The sequence below is a fragment of the Paenibacillus sp. SJS-P3 genome, assembly GCF_056711585.1.
The window spans coordinates 2,959,034-2,976,998 of record NZ_CM160043.1 but is presented as its reverse complement, the minus strand read 5'-3'; the positions used below and the strand labels follow the sequence as shown (position 1 = coordinate 2,976,998).

Annotated in this window: 18 protein-coding genes and 1 pseudogene; 15 read left to right on the top strand and 4 right to left on the bottom strand. The window is 59.2% G+C overall.

Annotated elements, in window-relative coordinates:
* Window positions 1–272 precede the first annotated feature (272 nt).
* The 3 genes and pseudogenes from tyrS to AC06G8_RS13735 all read left to right on the top strand — a co-directional run bounded on the left by tyrS (window position 273) and on the right by AC06G8_RS13735 (window position 3,774).
* Window positions 273–1,566: pseudogene (gene tyrS, locus AC06G8_RS13745) on the top strand (tyrosine--tRNA ligase).
* A 113-nt stretch (window positions 1,567–1,679) separates the two neighbouring features.
* Window positions 1,680–2,204, top strand: coding sequence for an NfeD family membrane protein (locus AC06G8_RS13740; RefSeq protein ID WP_447661311.1), 525 nt, complete (start codon window positions 1,680–1,682; stop codon window positions 2,202–2,204).
* Window positions 2,205–2,214: 10 nt separating this feature from the next.
* Entirely contained in the window at window positions 2,215–3,774 is a 1,560-nt protein-coding gene (locus tag AC06G8_RS13735) for a flotillin family protein (RefSeq protein WP_480283098.1), read from the top strand.
* Between the two features lie 96 nt (window positions 3,775–3,870).
* Here the strand turns inward: AC06G8_RS13735 and rpsD are convergent, their stop codons facing one another.
* On the bottom strand, window positions 3,871–4,476 hold the full coding sequence (gene rpsD / locus AC06G8_RS13730; RefSeq protein ID WP_447661309.1) for a 30S ribosomal protein S4: 606 nt from the start codon (window positions 4,474–4,476) through the stop codon (window positions 3,871–3,873).
* A 294-nt stretch (window positions 4,477–4,770) separates the two neighbouring features.
* On the opposite strand from rpsD, the gene AC06G8_RS13725 reads away from it, so the two are divergent.
* The 4 genes from AC06G8_RS13725 (at window position 4,771) to AC06G8_RS13710 (ending at window position 7,555) form a co-directional block, all read left to right on the top strand.
* The gene (locus AC06G8_RS13725; RefSeq protein WP_480283097.1) at window positions 4,771–5,517 is read left to right on the top strand and encodes a hypothetical protein; all 747 of its coding nucleotides are present in this window, start codon (window positions 4,771–4,773) and stop codon (window positions 5,515–5,517) included.
* A gap of 93 nt (window positions 5,518–5,610) precedes the next feature.
* The gene (locus tag AC06G8_RS13720) at window positions 5,611–6,726 is read left to right on the top strand and encodes an aminopeptidase (protein WP_480283096.1); all 1,116 of its coding nucleotides are present in this window, start codon (window positions 5,611–5,613) and stop codon (window positions 6,724–6,726) included.
* Between the two features lie 126 nt (window positions 6,727–6,852).
* On the top strand, window positions 6,853–7,095 hold the full coding sequence (locus AC06G8_RS13715) for an HPr family phosphocarrier protein (RefSeq protein WP_021878361.1): 243 nt from the start codon (window positions 6,853–6,855) through the stop codon (window positions 7,093–7,095).
* Window positions 7,096–7,258: 163 nt separating this feature from the next.
* Window positions 7,259–7,555, top strand: coding sequence for an Fpa/YlaN family protein (locus tag AC06G8_RS13710; RefSeq protein WP_076355061.1), 297 nt, complete (start codon window positions 7,259–7,261; stop codon window positions 7,553–7,555).
* 90 nt (window positions 7,556–7,645) lie between these two features.
* Here AC06G8_RS13710 and cax read toward each other — a convergent pair whose 3' ends face one another.
* Window positions 7,646–8,722 (bottom strand): calcium/proton exchanger, encoded by a 1,077-nt coding sequence (gene cax / locus AC06G8_RS13705; protein WP_447661306.1) that lies wholly within the window; start codon window positions 8,720–8,722, stop codon window positions 7,646–7,648.
* Window positions 8,723–8,896: 174 nt separating this feature from the next.
* On the opposite strand from cax, the gene AC06G8_RS13700 reads away from it, so the two are divergent.
* The gene (locus AC06G8_RS13700; RefSeq protein ID WP_447661305.1) at window positions 8,897–9,286 is read left to right on the top strand and encodes an Asp23/Gls24 family envelope stress response protein; all 390 of its coding nucleotides are present in this window, start codon (window positions 8,897–8,899) and stop codon (window positions 9,284–9,286) included.
* A 56-nt stretch (window positions 9,287–9,342) separates the two neighbouring features.
* On the opposite strand, the gene ftsW is transcribed toward AC06G8_RS13700, so the two are convergent.
* Complete coding sequence (gene ftsW / locus AC06G8_RS13695) at window positions 9,343–10,539, bottom strand: putative lipid II flippase FtsW (protein WP_447661304.1); 1,197 nt, start codon at window positions 10,537–10,539, stop codon at window positions 9,343–9,345.
* A gap of 13 nt (window positions 10,540–10,552) precedes the next feature.
* Window positions 10,553–10,900 carry a YugN family protein gene (locus AC06G8_RS13690; RefSeq protein ID WP_447661303.1) on the bottom strand — a complete coding sequence of 116 codons (348 nt, stop codon included), beginning with the start codon at window positions 10,898–10,900 and terminating at the stop codon, window positions 10,553–10,555.
* A 268-nt stretch (window positions 10,901–11,168) separates the two neighbouring features.
* On the opposite strand from AC06G8_RS13690, the gene AC06G8_RS13685 reads away from it, so the two are divergent.
* The 7 genes from AC06G8_RS13685 to AC06G8_RS13655 all read left to right on the top strand — a co-directional run bounded on the left by AC06G8_RS13685 (window position 11,169) and on the right by AC06G8_RS13655 (window position 17,911).
* Entirely contained in the window at window positions 11,169–12,326 is a 1,158-nt protein-coding gene (locus AC06G8_RS13685; protein ID WP_480285441.1) for an amidohydrolase, read from the top strand.
* Window positions 12,327–12,422: 96 nt separating this feature from the next.
* Window positions 12,423–12,860 (top strand): CBS domain-containing protein, encoded by a 438-nt coding sequence (locus AC06G8_RS13680; protein ID WP_480283095.1) that lies wholly within the window; start codon window positions 12,423–12,425, stop codon window positions 12,858–12,860.
* Between the two features lie 151 nt (window positions 12,861–13,011).
* The gene (locus AC06G8_RS13675; RefSeq protein WP_480283094.1) at window positions 13,012–14,670 is read left to right on the top strand and encodes a DNA repair helicase XPB; all 1,659 of its coding nucleotides are present in this window, start codon (window positions 13,012–13,014) and stop codon (window positions 14,668–14,670) included.
* A complete protein-coding gene (locus AC06G8_RS13670; protein ID WP_480283093.1) occupies window positions 14,667–16,427 on the top strand; it encodes a hypothetical protein in 1,761 nt (586 codons plus the stop codon). The genes AC06G8_RS13675 and AC06G8_RS13670 overlap by 4 nt, the downstream gene beginning before the upstream one ends.
* 124 nt (window positions 16,428–16,551) lie before the next feature.
* Window positions 16,552–16,974, top strand: coding sequence for a YlbF/YmcA family competence regulator (locus AC06G8_RS13665; protein WP_447661667.1), 423 nt, complete (start codon window positions 16,552–16,554; stop codon window positions 16,972–16,974).
* Complete coding sequence (locus tag AC06G8_RS13660; protein WP_447661299.1) at window positions 16,974–17,279, top strand: YlbG family protein; 306 nt, start codon at window positions 16,974–16,976, stop codon at window positions 17,277–17,279. The genes AC06G8_RS13665 and AC06G8_RS13660 overlap by 1 nt, the downstream gene beginning before the upstream one ends.
* 194 nt (window positions 17,280–17,473) lie before the next feature.
* Window positions 17,474–17,911 (top strand): hypothetical protein, encoded by a 438-nt coding sequence (locus AC06G8_RS13655; protein WP_447661298.1) that lies wholly within the window; start codon window positions 17,474–17,476, stop codon window positions 17,909–17,911.
* Window positions 17,912–17,965: the final 54 nt, after the last annotated feature.

Genomic DNA, 17,965 nt, shown 5'->3' with positions numbered 1-17,965 from the left:
GGGACGCCCCGTCCGCGTGAATTACAGCCCTGAGCCGGCCGGGGGAACCTCGGGCTGTCAGCCCGGCGCGTAGCCCGGTCCCGGAAGCAGCCTTCCGTTATGTTCAACGAAGTGGGAATTCATTTGGCTTTGCCTGGCATAGCATGCGCAGGCGGCGCGAATTCCAACAAGGGTGGTACCGCGAGCTAATCCTTCTCGTCCCTTCGGACGAGAAGGATTTTTTGCGTTTTCCGCGCCATGGGCGCCAATCAGAGAAAGGGGAACAAAGAAAAATGAACCAGCAGGAGAGCAGGGATCAGAATGGACAGCGGCCCGGATCGAAGCTGACCTCGGAGCAGCAGCAGGAGGTTGCGCGGCAGCTGGCGATCCTTGCGAGGGGAACGGCTGAGATCATTCCGGAAAGCGGTCTCCGGGAGAAGCTGGAGGAGTCGGTGGCGTCGGGCATTCCTTTGAAGGTGAAGCTGGGACTGGATCCCTCGGCTCCGGATATTCATATCGGCCATACCGTCGTGCTCCAGAAGCTGCGGCAGTTCCAGGAATGCGGACATGAGGTCCAGCTGCTCATCGGGGACTTCACCGGCCGGATCGGCGATCCGTCGGGCAAGTCGGAGACCCGCAAGGCGTTGTCCGAAGAGGATGTCCGGCATAACGCCCAGACGTACAAGGACCAGATCTACAAGGTGCTCGATCCGGAGCGGACGACGGTCTGCTTCAACTCCGAATGGCTGTCGCCGCTCACCTTCAACGATGTCATCGGCCTCGCGGCCAAGTCGACGGTTGCGCGCATGCTGGAACGGGACGACTTCACGAAGCGGTACAAATCCAACCTGCCGATCAGCATCCACGAGTTCTTCTACCCTCTTATGCAGGGATACGATTCGGTCGCCCTCGAGACGGACATCGAGCTGGGCGGGACGGATCAGAAGTTCAATCTGCTCATGGGCCGGAGTCTGCAGAAGGAATACGGCAAGCGGCAGCAGACCGCCATCACGATGCCGATCCTCGAAGGGCTCGACGGCGTTCAGAAAATGAGCAAGAGCCTCGGCAATTACATCGGCATCCAGGAGGAGCCGGATCAGATCTTCGGCAAAGCGATGAGCATACCGGATGGCCTCATGCCCAAATATTTCGAGCTGGCCACGGATATGGACTCGGATCGCTTGGCCGCCCGTGGCATCCGGATTGGCGGACGGCACTTTGCATCCAAGGGATGCCAAGCTGATGCTGGCTCGCGCGCTCGTTCGCCTGTTCCATGGATTGGAAGCGGCTGACTCGGCCGAATCGCGTTTTCGCGCGATATTCTCGGAAGGCGCCCTGCCGGATGATATCGAGGAAGCCGTCCTGCATGCGGCAGAGCTGGAAGCGGGCAAGATCCGGCTCGTAAAGCTTCTCACCGTGCTGGATCTGCTGCCGTCGGGCAGCGAAGCCCGCCGAAGCGTTCAGCAAGGAGCCGTCAAGCTCAACGGGGTGAAGCTGGAGGATGTCTCAGCGGTCGTGGAGCCGCGCGAAGGAGATGTCTTGCAAGCCGGCAAACGGCGCATGGCCCGGATACGGATCCAATTGTGAGGCGGTCCGAAATTTTCGACAAGAAAATGTCTAAGTTGTGAAACAAATGGCCGGTTGCAGCGTATAGAGTACCGGGAAGTTAACATTAGATACCAAATATGGGGAGGTACGGGATGGAAACGGTTTACCTGTCATGCCTAGCCTTCGGCGTCCTTTTTGCCGTCGTAAGCGTGGTGCTGGGGGATATACTCGGTTCTTTCCTGGACGGGGCGCTCGATTTCCTGTCCGTGGACGGACATCATATTTTCCAGCCGGCTGCCGCTGCCGGCGCCATTACGGCATTTGGCGGAGCGGGACTAATGCTGGAGAAGTATTCGAGCCTCCCGGCCTCCGGCATTGCGCTCCTGTCCATCCTCGCTGCGGCGGCATGCTCCTTGCTCGTGTTCTTCCTGTATGTGAGGCCCATGCACAACTCCGAATCAACTTCGGGGTACTCCATGCAGGAGCTGGGCGGATCGATCGGCGAGGTGCTGACGGCCATTCCGGCCCACGGCTGCGGCGAAGTGCTGGTGCGGATCGGAGCGGGAGTGACGAACCATACGGCCGAAAGCTTCGACGGGACCGATATTCCAACCGGAAGCAAGGTCGTCGTCGTCGAGGTGAAGCCGGATGCCTTGGCGGTATCCATTTTGAAATGAGAGAGGGGAAATGGGTTTGATTCCAGATTATTTGGTTATTCCTGCTATCGTTGTCGGTGTCATTGTTGTACTGGGTCTTGCCTTCTGGGCACGGTACAAGACGGTCAGCCCGGATGAGGCGATGATCGTCACGGGTACGTTCCTCGGATCGAGCAATGTCGCGTCCGACGAGTCAGGCCGCAAGATCAAGATCGTCCGCGGCGGAGGCGCCTTCATCCTGCCGGTATTCCAGCGGGCGGAGTTCTTGTCCCTCCTGTCCATGAAGCTTGACGTATCCACTCCCGAGGTCTATACGGAGCAGGGCGTTCCGGTCATGGCGGACGGAGTCGCCATCATCAAGATCGGCGGCTCGATCGAGGATGTGGCGACGGCAGCCGAACAGTTCATGGGCAAGCCGGTTGAAGCTCTGAAGTCGGAGGCCCAGGAAGTTCTCGAAGGCCATCTGCGGGCGATTCTCGGCTCCATGACGGTGGAGGAAGTGTACCGCAACCGGGACCGGTTCGCCCAGGAGGTTCAATCCGTAGCGGCCAAGGACCTGAAGAAGATGGGGCTGCAGATCGTCTCCTTCACGATCAAGGATCTTCGCGACAAGCATGGCTACCTCGATGCGCTCGGCAAGCCGCGGATCGCCGCGGTCAAGAGAGATGCGGAAATCGCCGAGGCGCAAGCGGTGCGCGACGCTCGAATCCAGAAAGCTCAAGCCGAAGAGGAAGGGCAGAAGGCGGAGCTGCTGCGCGATACGAATATCGCAGAGGCTTCCAAGGAGAATCAGCTCAAGGTCGCTTCCTTCAAGAAGGACCAGGATACGGCCAAGGCCGATGCCGACCAGGCATATACGATCCAGGAAGCGCGGATCAAACAGCAGGTCGTGGAGGAGCAGATGAAGGTCGAGCTCGTCCGCAAGGAACGCGAAATCGATCTCGAGACGAAGGAAATCCTTCGCCGCGAGAAGCAGTACGATTCCGAAGTGAAGAAAAAAGCCGACGCCGATCGTTATGCGGTCGAGCAGGCTGCCGAAGCGGAAAAGGCCAAGCAGATCAACGCTGCGGATGCCACGAAGTATCGGATCGAGGCCGAGGCTCGCGCGAATGCGGAGCAGAAACGGCTGGCGGGCCAGGCCGAAGCCGACGCCCAGCGGGCCAAAGGTACGGCTGAAGCCGAAGTCATCCGGCTGCGCGGCCTGGCCGAAGCGGAAGCCAAGGAAAAGCTGGCGCAGGCGTTCGAGAAGTTCGGCGAAGCGGCCGTGCTCGACATTATCGTCAAGATGCTGCCGGAGCTGGCCGGCAAGGTAGCCGAGCCGATCAAGGCCATCGATAAGCTGACGGTCGTCGATACGGGCAATGGAGCCGGGGCGGCCCGTCTCAGCAACTACGTGACGGATCTGATGGCGACAGCGCCGGAAATGCTGAAGAGCGTCGCCGGAATCGACGTCAACGCGCTGATGAAAAGCCTCACTTCCCGCGTTCCTGCAGCAGGCGTGAAGTCGGCGGCTGCAGACATTCCGGCGCTGCCGTCCGATGCGGCAGCTGCAATGGCTGCGGCCGCATCGGATGCAGCCGGCAAGAAATAAGAAGCGCTGGTTACAGAAGTCATGTGGATAGAAAAAACCCCTTGCGGCAATCGCAAGGGGTTTTTTTGGGTCTCTTCCGAAGAAGAGAAGCCGGTATTAACGGCTGTAGAACTCGACGATTTGCTTCTCGTCGATGTCGGAGCTCAGCTCGCTGCGCTCTGGCAGACGAACGTATTTGCCTTCCAAAGCCGTTTCGTTGAATTCGATGTAGCTAGGAAGGTGATGACGGCCTTCGATAGCTTCTTTAACCGATTTCAGGCTGCGGCTGCGCTCGCGCAGGCCGATAACATCGCCAGGCAGTACTTGGTAGGAAGCGATGTCGACTTTTTTGCCGTTGACCGTGATGTGGCCGTGGGCAACGAGCTGGCGAGCGCCCGGGCGGGAGTTCGCGAATGCAAGGCGGTATACCAGGTTGTCCAGGCGGCTTTCGAGCAGGAACATGAAGTTCTCGCCGGAGATGCCTTTCAGCTTGTTAGCCTTGTCGAACAGGTTGCGGAATTGTTTTTCGTTAACGCCGTACATGTGGCGCAGTTTTTGCTTCTCAGCCAGTTGAAGGCCGTAGCCGCTCACTTTTTTGCGTTGGCTGCTCTGGCCATGCTGGCCTGGAGGGAAAGCGCGCTTAGCGAGTTCTTTGCCTGTGCCGCTCAGGGAAATTCCGAGACGACGGCTGAGTTTAAACTTGGGACCTGTATAACGTGACATATTGGGTGTAGCTCCTTCTTCAAATGGAATGTTTGAAAAGGGTCCAATGATTTCGCCGGATACTACATGGACATGGACAAGCCATGACCCCGAAGGACTAGTTCAGCCGCTGGTCCTCCAGCTGCAGCACCCTATGAGGGTGTCACAAAAACGTTGGCCTATATTCAACAACTAATTTTATAGGAACCAGGCATCCAGTGTCAAGCGGGAACCCGTTGCAGAGAGCTTGGATCCGCATAATAACTGTCTCGGATTGGAGATGCTACTGAAAAACGAGCGGGAGGCTGGAATGACATGGAATGGAAGCGGAAGGGTATTCTTGCCGCCGGAGCGGGTGTTATTCTGGCCATAGCGTTGAGTGGCTGCGCGGCGGTGCAGGCAGACCGTACGCCGGAGGAGCTGTTCAGCCTAGCCGTATCGGGGCTGGCTGCTCAGGACAGCTACAGGTTCAGCGGCTTCTCCACGTCGGCTGGCAGCTCCGCGCCTAAGACGCACTTCAAAGGAGAGGTGCAGCGGCATGAAGGGGTCCGGCTGCTGGAGAGCAGAGAGGGAGAAAAAGGCGTGCTGGAAACCGAAGGAGGAATTCCGGCCGGATACGATCCGGCATGGCTGCTGGGCCGGCTGCTGGACAGCAAGGCGGCTGTCGGGCTGGATGCTGCGAAATCGGAGGGAGGCCGCGCTGTGCTCATCATCCGTCCGAACCCGGCGGAAGCCGGAACGATATGGCGCAGCCGGCTTCAGGAGCAATGGAGCCGCATCGAGAACAGCTCCCCGGAAGACAGCGAGGTCTGGGGGCAGCTGGACGACTCCCGGCGGGCGGAGCTGAAGCGGGAATGGAACCAGGAGCTTCTGCGCAGCGCCGGACAGTGGCAGGAAATGATGCATTCCTTATCCGCGGATTCCACCTATACTCTCGTCGTCGACCGCAGCCTGCTCGTGCCTTTGAAATTGGCCGAAAATGCGGATCTTCATTATAAATCGGGCGGGAACAAAGCCGGTGAGCAGAGAAAGACGGAGTTCCTGTTCCATTTGGATCATTAGCACAATAACGCATAACCGTGCAACAGAAGCAGGGTTCATGATAGGATGGTTCGCGTAAAAAGTTTTTTAGACCGAAGGGAGATTAAACCGTTCATGCGTGATCCTAGACTTCAAAAACTCGCCGCGAACCTGGTTAGCCACTCTGTCCAAGTGCAGCCTGGCGAAAACATCCTTATCGACTTGATCGGAAGCGAGCTTGAGCTCGGCAAGTGCCTCATAGAGGAAGTGGTCAAGCGCGGCGGCCGTCCATTCGTGGAAACAAGCGACCGTTCCATCCTGCGCTCCCTGCTGCAAAATGCCTCCAAGGAGCAGATCGAGCTGTGGTCCAAGCTCGACCAGGAAAGGATGAGCCTGATGCAAGGCTACATAGGCGTCCGGTCCGGAGAGAATGTCAACGAGCTGGCCGATGTGCCGGAAGAAAGCATGAGGATGTACCAGCAGCTCTACTCTCATCCGGTCCACTCCGAAATTCGGGTGAAGCGCACGAAATGGGTCGTGCTTCGCTATCCGAGCGCATCGATGGCGCAGCTGGCCAAGATGAGCACCGAGGCGTTCGAGGATTTCTACTTCGATGTCTGCAATCTGGACTACAGCAAGATGGAAGAAGCGATGACGCCGCTCAAGCAGCTCATGGACCGCACCGACCGCGTGCGCATCACCGGCCCGGGTACGGATCTCAGCTTCTCCATCAAGGGAATCGGATCCGTGAAGTGCGCGGGCGAGCGCAACATTCCCGACGGAGAGCTGTACACAGCTCCGATCCGAGATTCCGTGCAAGGCACGATTACGTACAATACGCCTAGCGTGAATTCCGGCGTGACCTTCGACAACATCTCCTTCACGTTCGAGAACGGCCGCATCGTCAAGGCGACCTCCAACAATACCGACCGCATCAACGAAATTCTCGATACGGACGAAGGAGCGCGTTATATCGGCGAGTTCAGCCTCGGCTTCAATCCGTACATCCTGCATCCGATGAACGATACCCTGTTCGACGAGAAGATCGCGGGCTCGCTGCACTTCACGCCGGGACAAGCCTACGAGGAAGCCGACAACGGCAACCGTTCCGCCGTCCACTGGGATCTCGTCCTCATCCAGCGTCCGGAATACGGCGGCGGAGAAGTTTATTTCGATGATGTGCTGATCCGCAAGGACGGCATCTTCGTCCTGCCGGAACTGGAAGGCCTGAATCCGGACAGCTTGAAATAAACCGGCTGCGTTTGCGGGGCTGTAATTGAGGTTAAATTTTACATGTTCCATCTTGAATGGGCATCCTGATTCAGTTATGATGAAGGAAACGTTTTCTTTATCGACTTCTTACAAGGAGGAATCCCTATGTCCAACAATGCGGCTATCGTAGAAATTTCTCAAATTGCAAGCCGGTTCCGCTCATCGATCGTCCTTCAGGCCGACAACAAGTACATCGATGTGAAGAGCATCCTGGGCTTGTTCACGACGTTGGTCGGAGGCCATTCCTATGAGCTTCACGTTCACGGGCCTGATGCAGACGAAGCGAAAGCAGCCCTTTCCGAGGCTTTTTCGAAGCATAACCTCGACGTGAAAGTCATCGGCGAGTAACTTCATTCAGCAGCAACCGATAGGCCCGGACGCGCATGCGGCCGGGCTTATTTTCATAAGGCGGGTTCCTGCGATGACCTTGTGTATTGGACAGAGATCGTCTAATATTAAAGGTACTATCGTAACATGAAGACGGCGAGACATCCGCACAGGGGGGGAAACTATGTCTTCACCGGAAGTCCTGGTCCATCTGCATCAGAAGGCGGTTCAACTGCTGCAGGATGACGCGAACAAAATCGAGAAGCTGATTGAGGTTCAGATGGAGAATCTTGCTACCCGCAAGTGCCCTCTGTACGAAGAGGTCCTTGATACCCAGATGTACGGCTTCTCGCGGGAAGTTGACTTTGCCGTAAGGGCTGGGCTTATCGAAGAGGCGGCTGGCAAAGCGATCATCAGCAGGCTCGAGCGCAACCTTGCCCAACTGTATGAAGCGCTGGACCAAAAGTCTCAGCTCCTATAGCAGCCAGCAACGGTGGCTTCCCGGCCATCCGCAGCAAAAAGGCGCATTCCCCGCGATCTGCGGGAGATGCGCCTTTTTGCTGCGTGCTTCCTAGACGAGGAAGAAGGCGAAGCCTAGAATGATATAAACCATAATCAGCAGAAAGCCTTCATACCAGTTGGTCCTTCCGTCGCTGGAAACCGCTTTGGCGATAAATACCGCGACCGCAATGGATGCCAGCTCGATCGGGGTGAAGACGATATCCATCGTCGGCCCGAACAGGCCGCTGATCAGAACGAGCACCGGGGCGACGAAGAGCGCGATCTGCAGGCTGCTGCCGACGGCGATTTCCACCGCTGCGCCCATCTTGTTTTTGAGCGCAAGCATGATGGCCGCGCTGTGCTCGGCGGCATTGCCGACAATCGCGACGACGAAGGCGCCGATGAACAGCTCGGAGAGGCCGAAGCGGGCCGACACCTCATGCAGCGTTCCGACAAGCCATTCGCTGACGAAGGCGACCATGACGGTGGCCACGATCAGATAGAGGATGGAGCGGCCTTTGCTCCAGGCGGGTTCTTCGTGGTGGCTGTCCGCCGATGCATCGGCTTTTTCTTCCATGTCGGAGAGCATGTTTTTGTGCGTGACCATGGAGAAGACCAGCCAGAGCAAATAGCTGACGATCAGAATGATCGCGACCGTAATGCTGAGCACCTTGTCCGCCTGCACGGTAAAATGTTCCCCTGCGACGAAGATGGCCGGCACGATGAGGGCGATGACGGCCATCACCATGAGCGTCGAGTTGTGGGTGGCCAGCTGGACGTTGTAGCGCTGCTCCTTGTACTTGAGTCCGCCCAGGAAAATGCTGAGGCCGAGCACCAGCAGCAGGTTGCCGATGATCGAACCGGTCAAGCTCGCTTTGACGGTCTCGAAGGAGCCAGCCCGAACGAGGAAAATCGCGATGATCAGCTCGGCTGCGTTGCCGAAGGTGGCATTGAGAAAGCCTCCGAGACGCTGTCCCGCATAATGCGCCACGGATTCTGTGGCCTGCCCGAGAAACCCTGCCACGAAGATGACGGAGATGGCGGAGACGACGAATTGGAACATTTCGTTCCAGTGGGCGTAATGGGCGATTCCGCTCAATACGAAGCTGATGATCAGCCCGGCGAAAAACAGTTGACGACGACTCAAGAAGCGGCACCTCGATCATTTTGGAATATGTATTACGGCAAAATCTGTATCTTAATATACCCATCCTGCAGGGAAAAGTAAACGCTCGGAATGGGTCGTGCTTGTCTTGCATTTGGAAGAGAACATCCCTTACAATGGAACCAAAGAGTGGATTTATTGAAGGAGTTGAACGTGATGGCGGAAGACCTTCAAACAGGCATGATCCGGATTTCGGATGACGTTGTCGCTACCATCGCCGGTCTGGCAGCGCTTGAGACCCCCGGAATCGCTGCGATGTCGGGCGGCATATCCGAAGGTCTCGCCAAGAGGCTCAGCGGAAAGAACGCCCAGAAGGGCGTATCCGTCGAAGTCGGCCAGCTGGAAGCGGCCGTCGATCTCAGGGTAATCGTCCAATACGGCATTCCGATCCAGGAAGTATGCAGGCAGCTGCAGCTGAACGTCCGGGAAGCCGTAGAGAATATGACCGGGCTCAACGTGGTCGAGATCAACGTCAAGGTGGATGGCGTCCTGTTCCGGGATGAACCGGTGGAGGAAGCCGGAACCGGTACGGCAAGGCTGAAATGAAGAAAGGAGCCGCTCGTGAGAGCGGCTCCTTTCATTTGCCGGCGCAGGAATGGCAGCTACGAATTCACCTGCCGGCCGACTGAGCGATCGGTCGCGCGCTTCGCCGATGCAGGCTGACGATTGGCTTCGCGGCTGATGCTGAGCAGCACGCCGACGGACATCAGGCTGGCCAGCAGGGAAGAGCCTCCATAGCTGATGAACGGAAGCGTGACGCCGGTCAGCGGAATCGCATTGGTGACGCCGCCGATGTTGATGAATGCCTGTACCGCGAACAGGGAGACGATGCCGGCCCCGACAACCGTGCCGTATATATCGGGACAGCGAAGGGCGACAATCAGTCCGCGCCAGAGGAAGAGCAGGAATACGACCAGGAACAAAGTGCTTCCGACGAAGCCGAGCTCTTCTCCGATGACGGCGAAAATGAAGTCGTTGTAGGCGAACGGCAAGTACTGGACCTTCTGGATGCCGTGTCCGAGGCCGGCTCCGCTGAATCCGCCATGGCCGAGCGCCATCAACGAACGGGCGACCTGATAGCCGTCTCCCAAGGAGTCGGCCAGCGGATCCTGATAGCTCGTGAACCGGCTGATCCGGTATTCCCACTTGGTCGGGGAGATGAGGAAGGCTACGGCTCCGACAGCGGTCAGGACGATGCCTCCGAAAAAGGCGGATGCCGCCAGCTGGCGCAGGTTGGCTCCTCCTGCGACGATCATCAGGAACGCGCAGGCCGATATGACGAGGCAGGAGCCGAGATCCGGCTGCAGCATGATCATTCCGCATACGATGCCGACGATGACGATGACCGGCACGAGCCCTTTTTTGAAGCTGCGGAACCGTTCCCCTTTCTTGGCGATCAGAGTGCCGAGATAGAGGATAAGCGCCAGCTTCGCGAATTCCGTCGGCTGTACCGCGAATCCCATCACATTGAACCAGCTTCTTGCCCCGTTGATCTCTCTTGCCACGAACGGAACGATCATGAGCATGAAGAAGACGGGAAGAAAGAACAGCATGAACCCGCGCTTGAACACCTGATAGCGGAAATTCATCACAACCAGCATGATGACGGTCCCGAGAGCGGCGAACAGGAATTGTTTCTTCAAGTAATAAAGAGGATCATTTCCTGCAGCCCGGCTGACGGCGGCCGTGCTGGAGCTGGAGCTGAACACCATGACGAGCCCGAAGCCGACAAGCGCCAGCGTCAGAATCAGGAGCAGGAAGTCCGGCCTGCCGCGGCGGCCCTCCGGATTGACCTTCATGGTTGGCTGTCACCTACTCGGAAAGCTTATTTTTGAGGTCGGCGAGCTTCTGCTTGGCAGCGCTCAGAATAGGCTGGGGCACGGCGGACTCGTAATCGAGGCCGTGCGGGAAAGTAGCTCGTCCCATATAGACGGATTCAACGGCGAGCACGGCTGCCGGGTTTTCCAGCTTGCCTTCGACGGCTCGCGTGCTGATCCGCAGGAAATATTCGTCGTTCGTGCCGCGGTCCACGAATTTCAGATCGTATGTAGCGCGGTAGTATTCCCATTGCCAGCGGACGAATCCGAGGCTCTCGGCGCTTTCGTCAAGGTGGGCAAGATCGCTTTTCAACCCGTTCAAGCCTGAATTTTCAATTAACATGGGGGAAATCCTCCTCAGCAGCATGGCAAAGACTGTATTCCCTTTCATATTAGTATGTTTCCATAGCCAGTGCAACCCTGCGGCCTCTCGTCCCGAGCGCCGCGGCAGGGACGTCTACCGCGGCTGTGCCTGCATCTGGTACACTACAATAATAGCAGGAAGATTATAATCGGCCGCTCCGGGAGCCGCATCGAGCGTCCCGGCATGCGGCAAGGAGGGCAACAGCTTGAATCGAGACCAGACAACCGCGGCGGACAAGCTTTTGGAAATGTATCCGCGCATGGTAAGCGACCGCCGCCATCTGCACCGGCATCCTGAAATAAGCTTCCAGGAAGAGCATACATCCGCCTGGATCGGGGATCGTCTGGCAGAGATCGGCTGCACCGCCGTCCGCAAGGGAGTCGGAGGCTACGGACTAATCGTCGATCTGAAAGGCAAGCATCCGGGTCCCTTAATCGCGCTGAGAGCGGACATGGACGCTTTGCCGCTCCAGGATCTAAAAGAAGTGGAATACCGCTCCCAAACACCGGGCGTCATGCATGCTTGCGGGCACGACGCCCATACGTCCTCGCTGCTGGCGATCGCAGAGTACTATCATTCGCTTGACGGAGACTTCAGCGGCACCCGCAGGCTGCTCTTCCAGCCCGCGGAGGAGCTTACTCCAGGCGGCGCGCTGCCGATGATTCGCGATGGAGCGCTTGAAGGCGTCGACGTCATCTACGGCGTGCATCTGTGGACGCCGGTTCAGGCCGGTACGGTCAGCATCCGCGCCGGCGCATTCATGGCCGGCGTGGACGAGTTCACGATCGAGATCACCGGCAAAGGCGGGCATGGAGGCATGCCGGAGCATACTCGCGACACGATCGTCGCCGGGTCTGCGCTCGTCCAGGCTCTGCAGTCGGTCGTTAGCCGCAATGTCAGCCCTCTCGACACGGCGGTTCTTTCCATCGGCTCTTTCCAGGCCGGAGAGGCGAGCAATGTCATTGCCGGCCATTGCCGGCTGAAAGGTACGGTGCGCACCTTCGACAAAGGCGTGCGGGACCTGATGCGTCAGCGCATCTCCGAGCTCGTCCGGCTCGTATGCGCCGGATTCGGCACCGAAGGGGAGCTGGATTACCGGGAGGGCTACCCGCCGGTCATCAATGACGAGCTGGAGGCGGCCCGCTGCCTGGCCGCGGCAGCCGAGCTGTTCGGAGACGGGAATGTCCGCGAGTCGGAGCTGATTACGGCAGGCGAGGACTTCGCGTATTATCTCGACCAGGTGCCGGGCTGCTTCATGTTCGTAGGCGCAGGCAACCCGGAGGCGGGCGCCGTGCATCCGCATCATCATCCGAGATTCGACCTCGACGAAAGCTCGATGCTTCAATCCGCCCGTCTGATGATCGGCTGCGCGGAAAAATATGCGGCCACATTCTCCCTTGAATGACTTTATGGCGGCAAGCGCACGATAAGGAAATAACCGGACTTCCGGTGCTGGAAAGCAGGACGGAACGAACCGGCCAATTCCTGGGAGGTCAAGCGCATGCCACTAGCGGTATCACAGATCATGAGCAAGCCTTGCATCACTGCTACGCTGAAGGACAATGTGTATGAACTAGCCGTGCTGATGAAGGACCATGGCATCGGCTTCGTACCGATCGTCGAGGGAGACAGGCTGATCGGAGTCGTGACGGACCGGGATCTTGTCGTGCGGGGATACGCCGGCAAGCATTCCGGCTCCACCGCCGTAATCGAAGTCATGACGCCTAGCCCGGTCACGCTGAGCCCGGATGACACTGCCGAGGAAGCGGGCCGTCTGTTCGCGGAAAAGGAAATCCGCAGGCTGCCCGTCGTGGAAGACGGCCGCTTGGTCGGCGTCGTCGCGATCGGGGATCTTGCCGTCCGCGACAAGTACGCGGATGAAGCGGGACATGCGCTGAGCTCCATATCCGAGGCGGCTCCGTCCCCGTTCGTTCATTGACAGGCAGATGAAAGGAAAGCCGGCGTCCCTTCGGGGACTGCCGGCCTTTTTTGGCTCATGGCCCTCCTGTCGGCGGCCCAGGCGGCATAAAAAGGCGGGGTTTTGCCCCATACTGTCAGCATTGGCAACGGATAGAAGGAGGCTGGCTAACATGCTGAAGCGGAAGAGCGGCCCGCTTGTCGTGCTGGAGGACGGCACGGTGCTGCTGGACGATGCCCATCCCGGAGCCGAAAAGGCCAGGGAAGCGCTCGCGGGCTTTGCCGAACTCGTCAAGCGTCCCGGCACGATGCATACCTACCGAATGACCCCGCTGAGCGTATGGAATGCTGCTTCCCAGGGCAAGCCGGCGGAAGAAATACTGGACTGCCTTGAAGCCAATGCGCGGTACGGGGTGCCGGGAGCGGCCGCAGGCAAAGTGAAGCAGTGGCTCAGCAGGTACGGGGAGCTGGAGTTGATCGCGATCGGGGGCGGCGCGCTGCTGCTGTCCGGACCCGCCGCAAGGCTGCGGGAAATTACGGACGAGTGCATCGCTTCATGGGGAGCGGCCCGCGCAGCCGATGGCATCGCCGTTCCGGGCGAACGCCGGGGAGATCTGAAGAGAGAGCTGCTGCGGATGGGCATGCCGGTCGTCGACCATGCCGGCTACCGGGAAGGCGAGGCGCTCAGCATCGGCCTGCGCGGCGAGCTGCCCTCGGGCAAGCCGTTCCGGCTGAGGGACTACCAGCGGCAAGCGGTGGAGCGGTTTTGCCGGGACGGCGTCCAGGGAGAGGGCGGCAGCGGCGTCATCGTGCTGCCTTGCGGAGCGGGCAAGACCGTCGTTGGCGCCGCGGCTTTGGCCAGGCTCGGCTGCGCGACGCTGATCCTGACATCGGGCTCGACCTCCGTGCGGCAGTGGCGGCGCGAGCTGCTGGAGAAGACGACGATCGCAGAAGATGACATCGGCGAATATACAGGGGAGAAGAAGGAAGTGCGGCCGGTCACCATCGCCTCGTATCAGATTATGGGGCGCCGGGGCAGCGGAGGCCATATGGATCTGTTCAGCCGCAGGGATTGGGGCCTCATCATTTATGACGAGGTGCATCTGCTTCCGGCTCCCGTATTCCGGCTGACCGCCGAGCTGCAGGCGACGCGGAGGCTGGGTCTGACAGCGACGCTCGTCCGCGAGGACGGGCGCGCGGAGGATGTATTTTCTCTGATCGGCCCCAAGTTGTTCGAGCTGCCGTGGAAAGCGCTTGAGCGCGAGGGCTGGATCGCCGCGGTCAGCTGCCGGGAAGTGAGGGTGCCGCTGGCGGAGGAAGACGGGGAAACATACGATGCGGTGGGAGCACGCGCTCAGCTGCGGCTCGCCGGAGAAAATCCCCGCAAGGCGGAGGCGGTGCGCCGGCTTCTGGAGAGGCATCCGGGGAAGCCGGCGCTCGTCATCGGCCAGTATTTGCGGCAGCTGTCCAGCCTCGGGAGGGAGCTCGAAGCTCCCGTGCTGTCGGGCAGCACGCCGCCCGAGGAGCGGGAGGAGCTGTACAGCCGCTTCAATTCCGGAAGCTTGCCTGTGCTGGTTGTATCCAAAGTCGCGAATTTCGCGATCGATATGCCCGATGCGGCCGTCGCCATCCAAGTATCGGGCAGCTACGGCTCCCGCCAGGAGGAAGCGCAGCGGATAGGCAGGCTGCTGCGCCCCAAGGATGATAACCGGGCCTATTTCTATACGGTCGTGACGGAAGGGACGAGGGAAACGGAATTCGCCTTGAAGCGGCAGCTGTTCATGATCGAGCAAGGCTATTCGTACGAGATCACGGAAAAGGGGTCATTATGATGGGTTCGGACAAGCCTTGGGAGAGGAGCAAAGCCGTCCGTCCCAGCCAGAGACGCAGCGATTTGGCGCTTATGCCGGAGCTGCCGGGCTCTGCCGGACCATGCTCCGGAGCGGATTCGGAAGCGGAGAGCTGGAGCCGCTTGAGCCCGGCCGCGAAGGATGTGCTCCGCTGTCTGCTGGCGAGATTCGGCGTCCATCCCGTCGAGGAAGAGCGGCTGCTGGAAGAAGCCGCCGCAGGCTGCTGGTCGGGACTGGAGCTGCGCGCCGGCCTGTCCGGCCTGCAAGCAGCCGGAGCCGTGCAGGCGAGGCTGCGCTTCTGGGGCGAGCGCCCCGTCGCCGTGACGGCTGGCTCGTACTTGAAATGGGCGGCTGTTGTCTGGCCATGGACTTCCGCGGAAGAAGAGCTGGCGCGCCGCAGCGCCGCCTCGGCAGTGAGCGGAGGCGGCGCTCTGTACAGCCGCGTTCTGCTGGGGGCTCTAGCGGAGCTTGCCCGCAGCGGACCGGTCCTGACCGTGAAAGGAAGGCTTCACATGAGCACCGTTAAAGCCCTGGAGCAGGCAGCGGGCTTGAACCCCGAATCCTTTATCCAGCTGGATCCTTCCTTGAGGCTGGACTATCCCGGATCGGTCGCGCTCGTGCTCGACTGGTGTTTCAGCAGCGGCATTTTGCGTCCTGGAGTAGCCTGGAGCTGGGAGGTGCAGAGGCTGCGGACATGGCTTGACGAGCCTCTGATGCAGCGGGAAAGGGGGCTGTTCCGATGGATATTGGATCGGGCTGTCCGCCATTCGGCGGAAGCGGCCGCCGCTGCGTCCGTCATCTCCAGTCTGAAGGAGGATGTCTGGTACAGCGTACCCAGGCTGGAGCTTCTATGCCTGTCCCGCTCGGGCTGGCCTGCCGGCCGCCCGGTCCGGGAAAGCCCGGCAGGCTCCGGGCTGCTGGAATGGCTGGCGGGATGCGGCTGGGCCGAATGGGGCGAAACGGAGCAGGGAGAGTCCTGCTTCCGGCTGCTGCTATCTGCTGAGGGCTGCGGGGAGGAGGAGGATTCAGAGGGGGACGAGCCTCTTCTGCTGCAGCCTGACGGAGATATATGGGCGGGGGCATGGACTTCGTATCGTCAGCTCTGGCCGCTCGAGCTGGCTGCCGAACGGGGAGAAGTGAGGGAGCTCACCGCATACCGGCTTACAGATAAATCTCTGAAAAGGTCGGCGGCGCTCGGCCTTGGGGCGGGCCAGCTGCGGGAATGGCTGTCCGGGGCGTCGGGAATGGCAGTGCCTCCGCCGGTGGAAACGCTTCTGGCGCAATGCTTGCCCGGGACGGAGAGCCGCAGCGCCCTTTTTGCCGTCGAGGAGAGCGGAGAGGCCGTTGCAGGAAGCAGCGGCAGGCCGTCCTGGCAGTCGTCGGATCCTGCCTCGACCTTTGCCTCGCTCGAACCGGCGCCGCCGGCCGAGGTTCAGCCTTGGCTTGTCCTGCAAGCGGAGAAGCTGCCCGCTGCCTGGACAGGCGCCCCGCGCAGCTATCGCCTGTCCACTTGCCGCCAGCTGCTGGAGAGCGCGGTCCGGCTGCGTATTCCCGTGGAGCTTCACGACGGGGAAAGCGCCGGCATATTCGTTCCGCTCCAAGTAGAGGGAGATGGGGATGGCTGGGCTGCGGAAGGCTTCTACCGGAAAGACAATGAAGCCAGAGTGCCGGCCATGCTGATTCCCGGCCAAGTCGGCCGCATCCGGCTGCACATTCCCGGAAATGCGGCCGCCCGCTGAAGGGTCTACCGAAGCTCGATCGGGTATGCTATGATAGGAGGAAGCCGGAAGGAGACCCTCCCCGGCAGGAAGGAGTGGACTGATCTTGCAGCAGCTTGAGATTGCGGAGCAGACGCCGCTGGATATGGCGCCAGTCGTGCTCTGCGCCTATGAACTAGGCGATTACATCAACCAATCGGCCGAAGTGGCGGATTATTTATATTGGAAGAACGAAGTCGAACACAACCCGGAAGTCGCCTCGCTGAGGGCGAGATTCAACCGAGCGAAGGAATTCTTCTCCGAATGCGAGCGCTTCGGAAGGTTCCATCCCGACTATCATGCGGCCAAGGATAAGGTGAAGGCTGTCGAAGCCGAGATGGCGCAGGTGGAATGCATCCGCCGCTACAAGGAAGCCGAGGAGATCGTGGATACGCTGCTCTATGACGTATCCCTGATGATCGCCGAATCGGTATCCGGCTCCATCAAGGTGCCGGGCAACAATCCGCTGCCGTCCGGCGGCTGCGGCGGAGGCGGCTCCTGCAGCTGCGGAAGCGGGGGTTGCGGCTGATGGAACATTCCGAGTCGATGGCAGCCGTCGAAGCGGCTGCCTTCCCTGAACGGCGCACGGGCTACATCGTCTGGGTGAGCGACGCCAAGTCGGCCCGCAGCTTGGAGAAATACGGAAACGTGCATTATATTTCGCGGCGGCTGCACTATGCCGTTATTTATATCGATTCGGGGCGCGAGGAAGAGACGCTGCGCAACATTCACCGCCTGCCGTACGTCAAGAAGACGGAACGCTCCCTCCGGAACGAGATCAAGACGGAATACACCAAGGAAAATCCGGACAAAACGCGTTTCTACAGCATGTAGATGCATCGTCCGGCATCGGCGGCTCAAGACCTTCGACCTCTGGCGGGTGGGGGTCTTTTTTCTTATATAAAACCCAAAATGTGACAATAATGGAGAGTCCTATTTTTTAATTTGAAATTGGAAATAGACATGGTAGAATAAACCTAATCATAAACTAGATATAAAGGCCTGCTTCCCAGGGAGGAGTGGACAAGATGAAGGATAGAACGACGGAACGCTGGAACACGTATGAGACGTTCCATGTTGAACTGGGCGAAAAGCGAGTGGCGGATGTCATCATCACTCATCATGCGAAGCTCCGCTGGGCGGACCGGGTAGAGAGCGTCAAGACCGGTTTCGACGACATCGCGGATTATATCTGGCAATGCCTCAAGCAAGGACGGATCGAATCCTACTACCGGAACGAAGAGGACGTCTATCTCATTGACGACGATCTGGTTTTCGTGGCGGAATTCACCGATTCGGAGAATGAATTCGATCTTGCCGGAACGCCGCTTCAGAAAATGATTGTCGTCACATTTTTAGGAAGAATGTCGGAAACGATCGAGCTTAGGGACTTAAAGTCCTATTACTCCTGGCTGCGGCATTCCCGGCGCATGACATTGATCAAAAACAGCCGCAAAAGGAAATGACATATTATAACAAATAATATGGATGAGAATGACAATAGTGGAAACGGGTTTCCT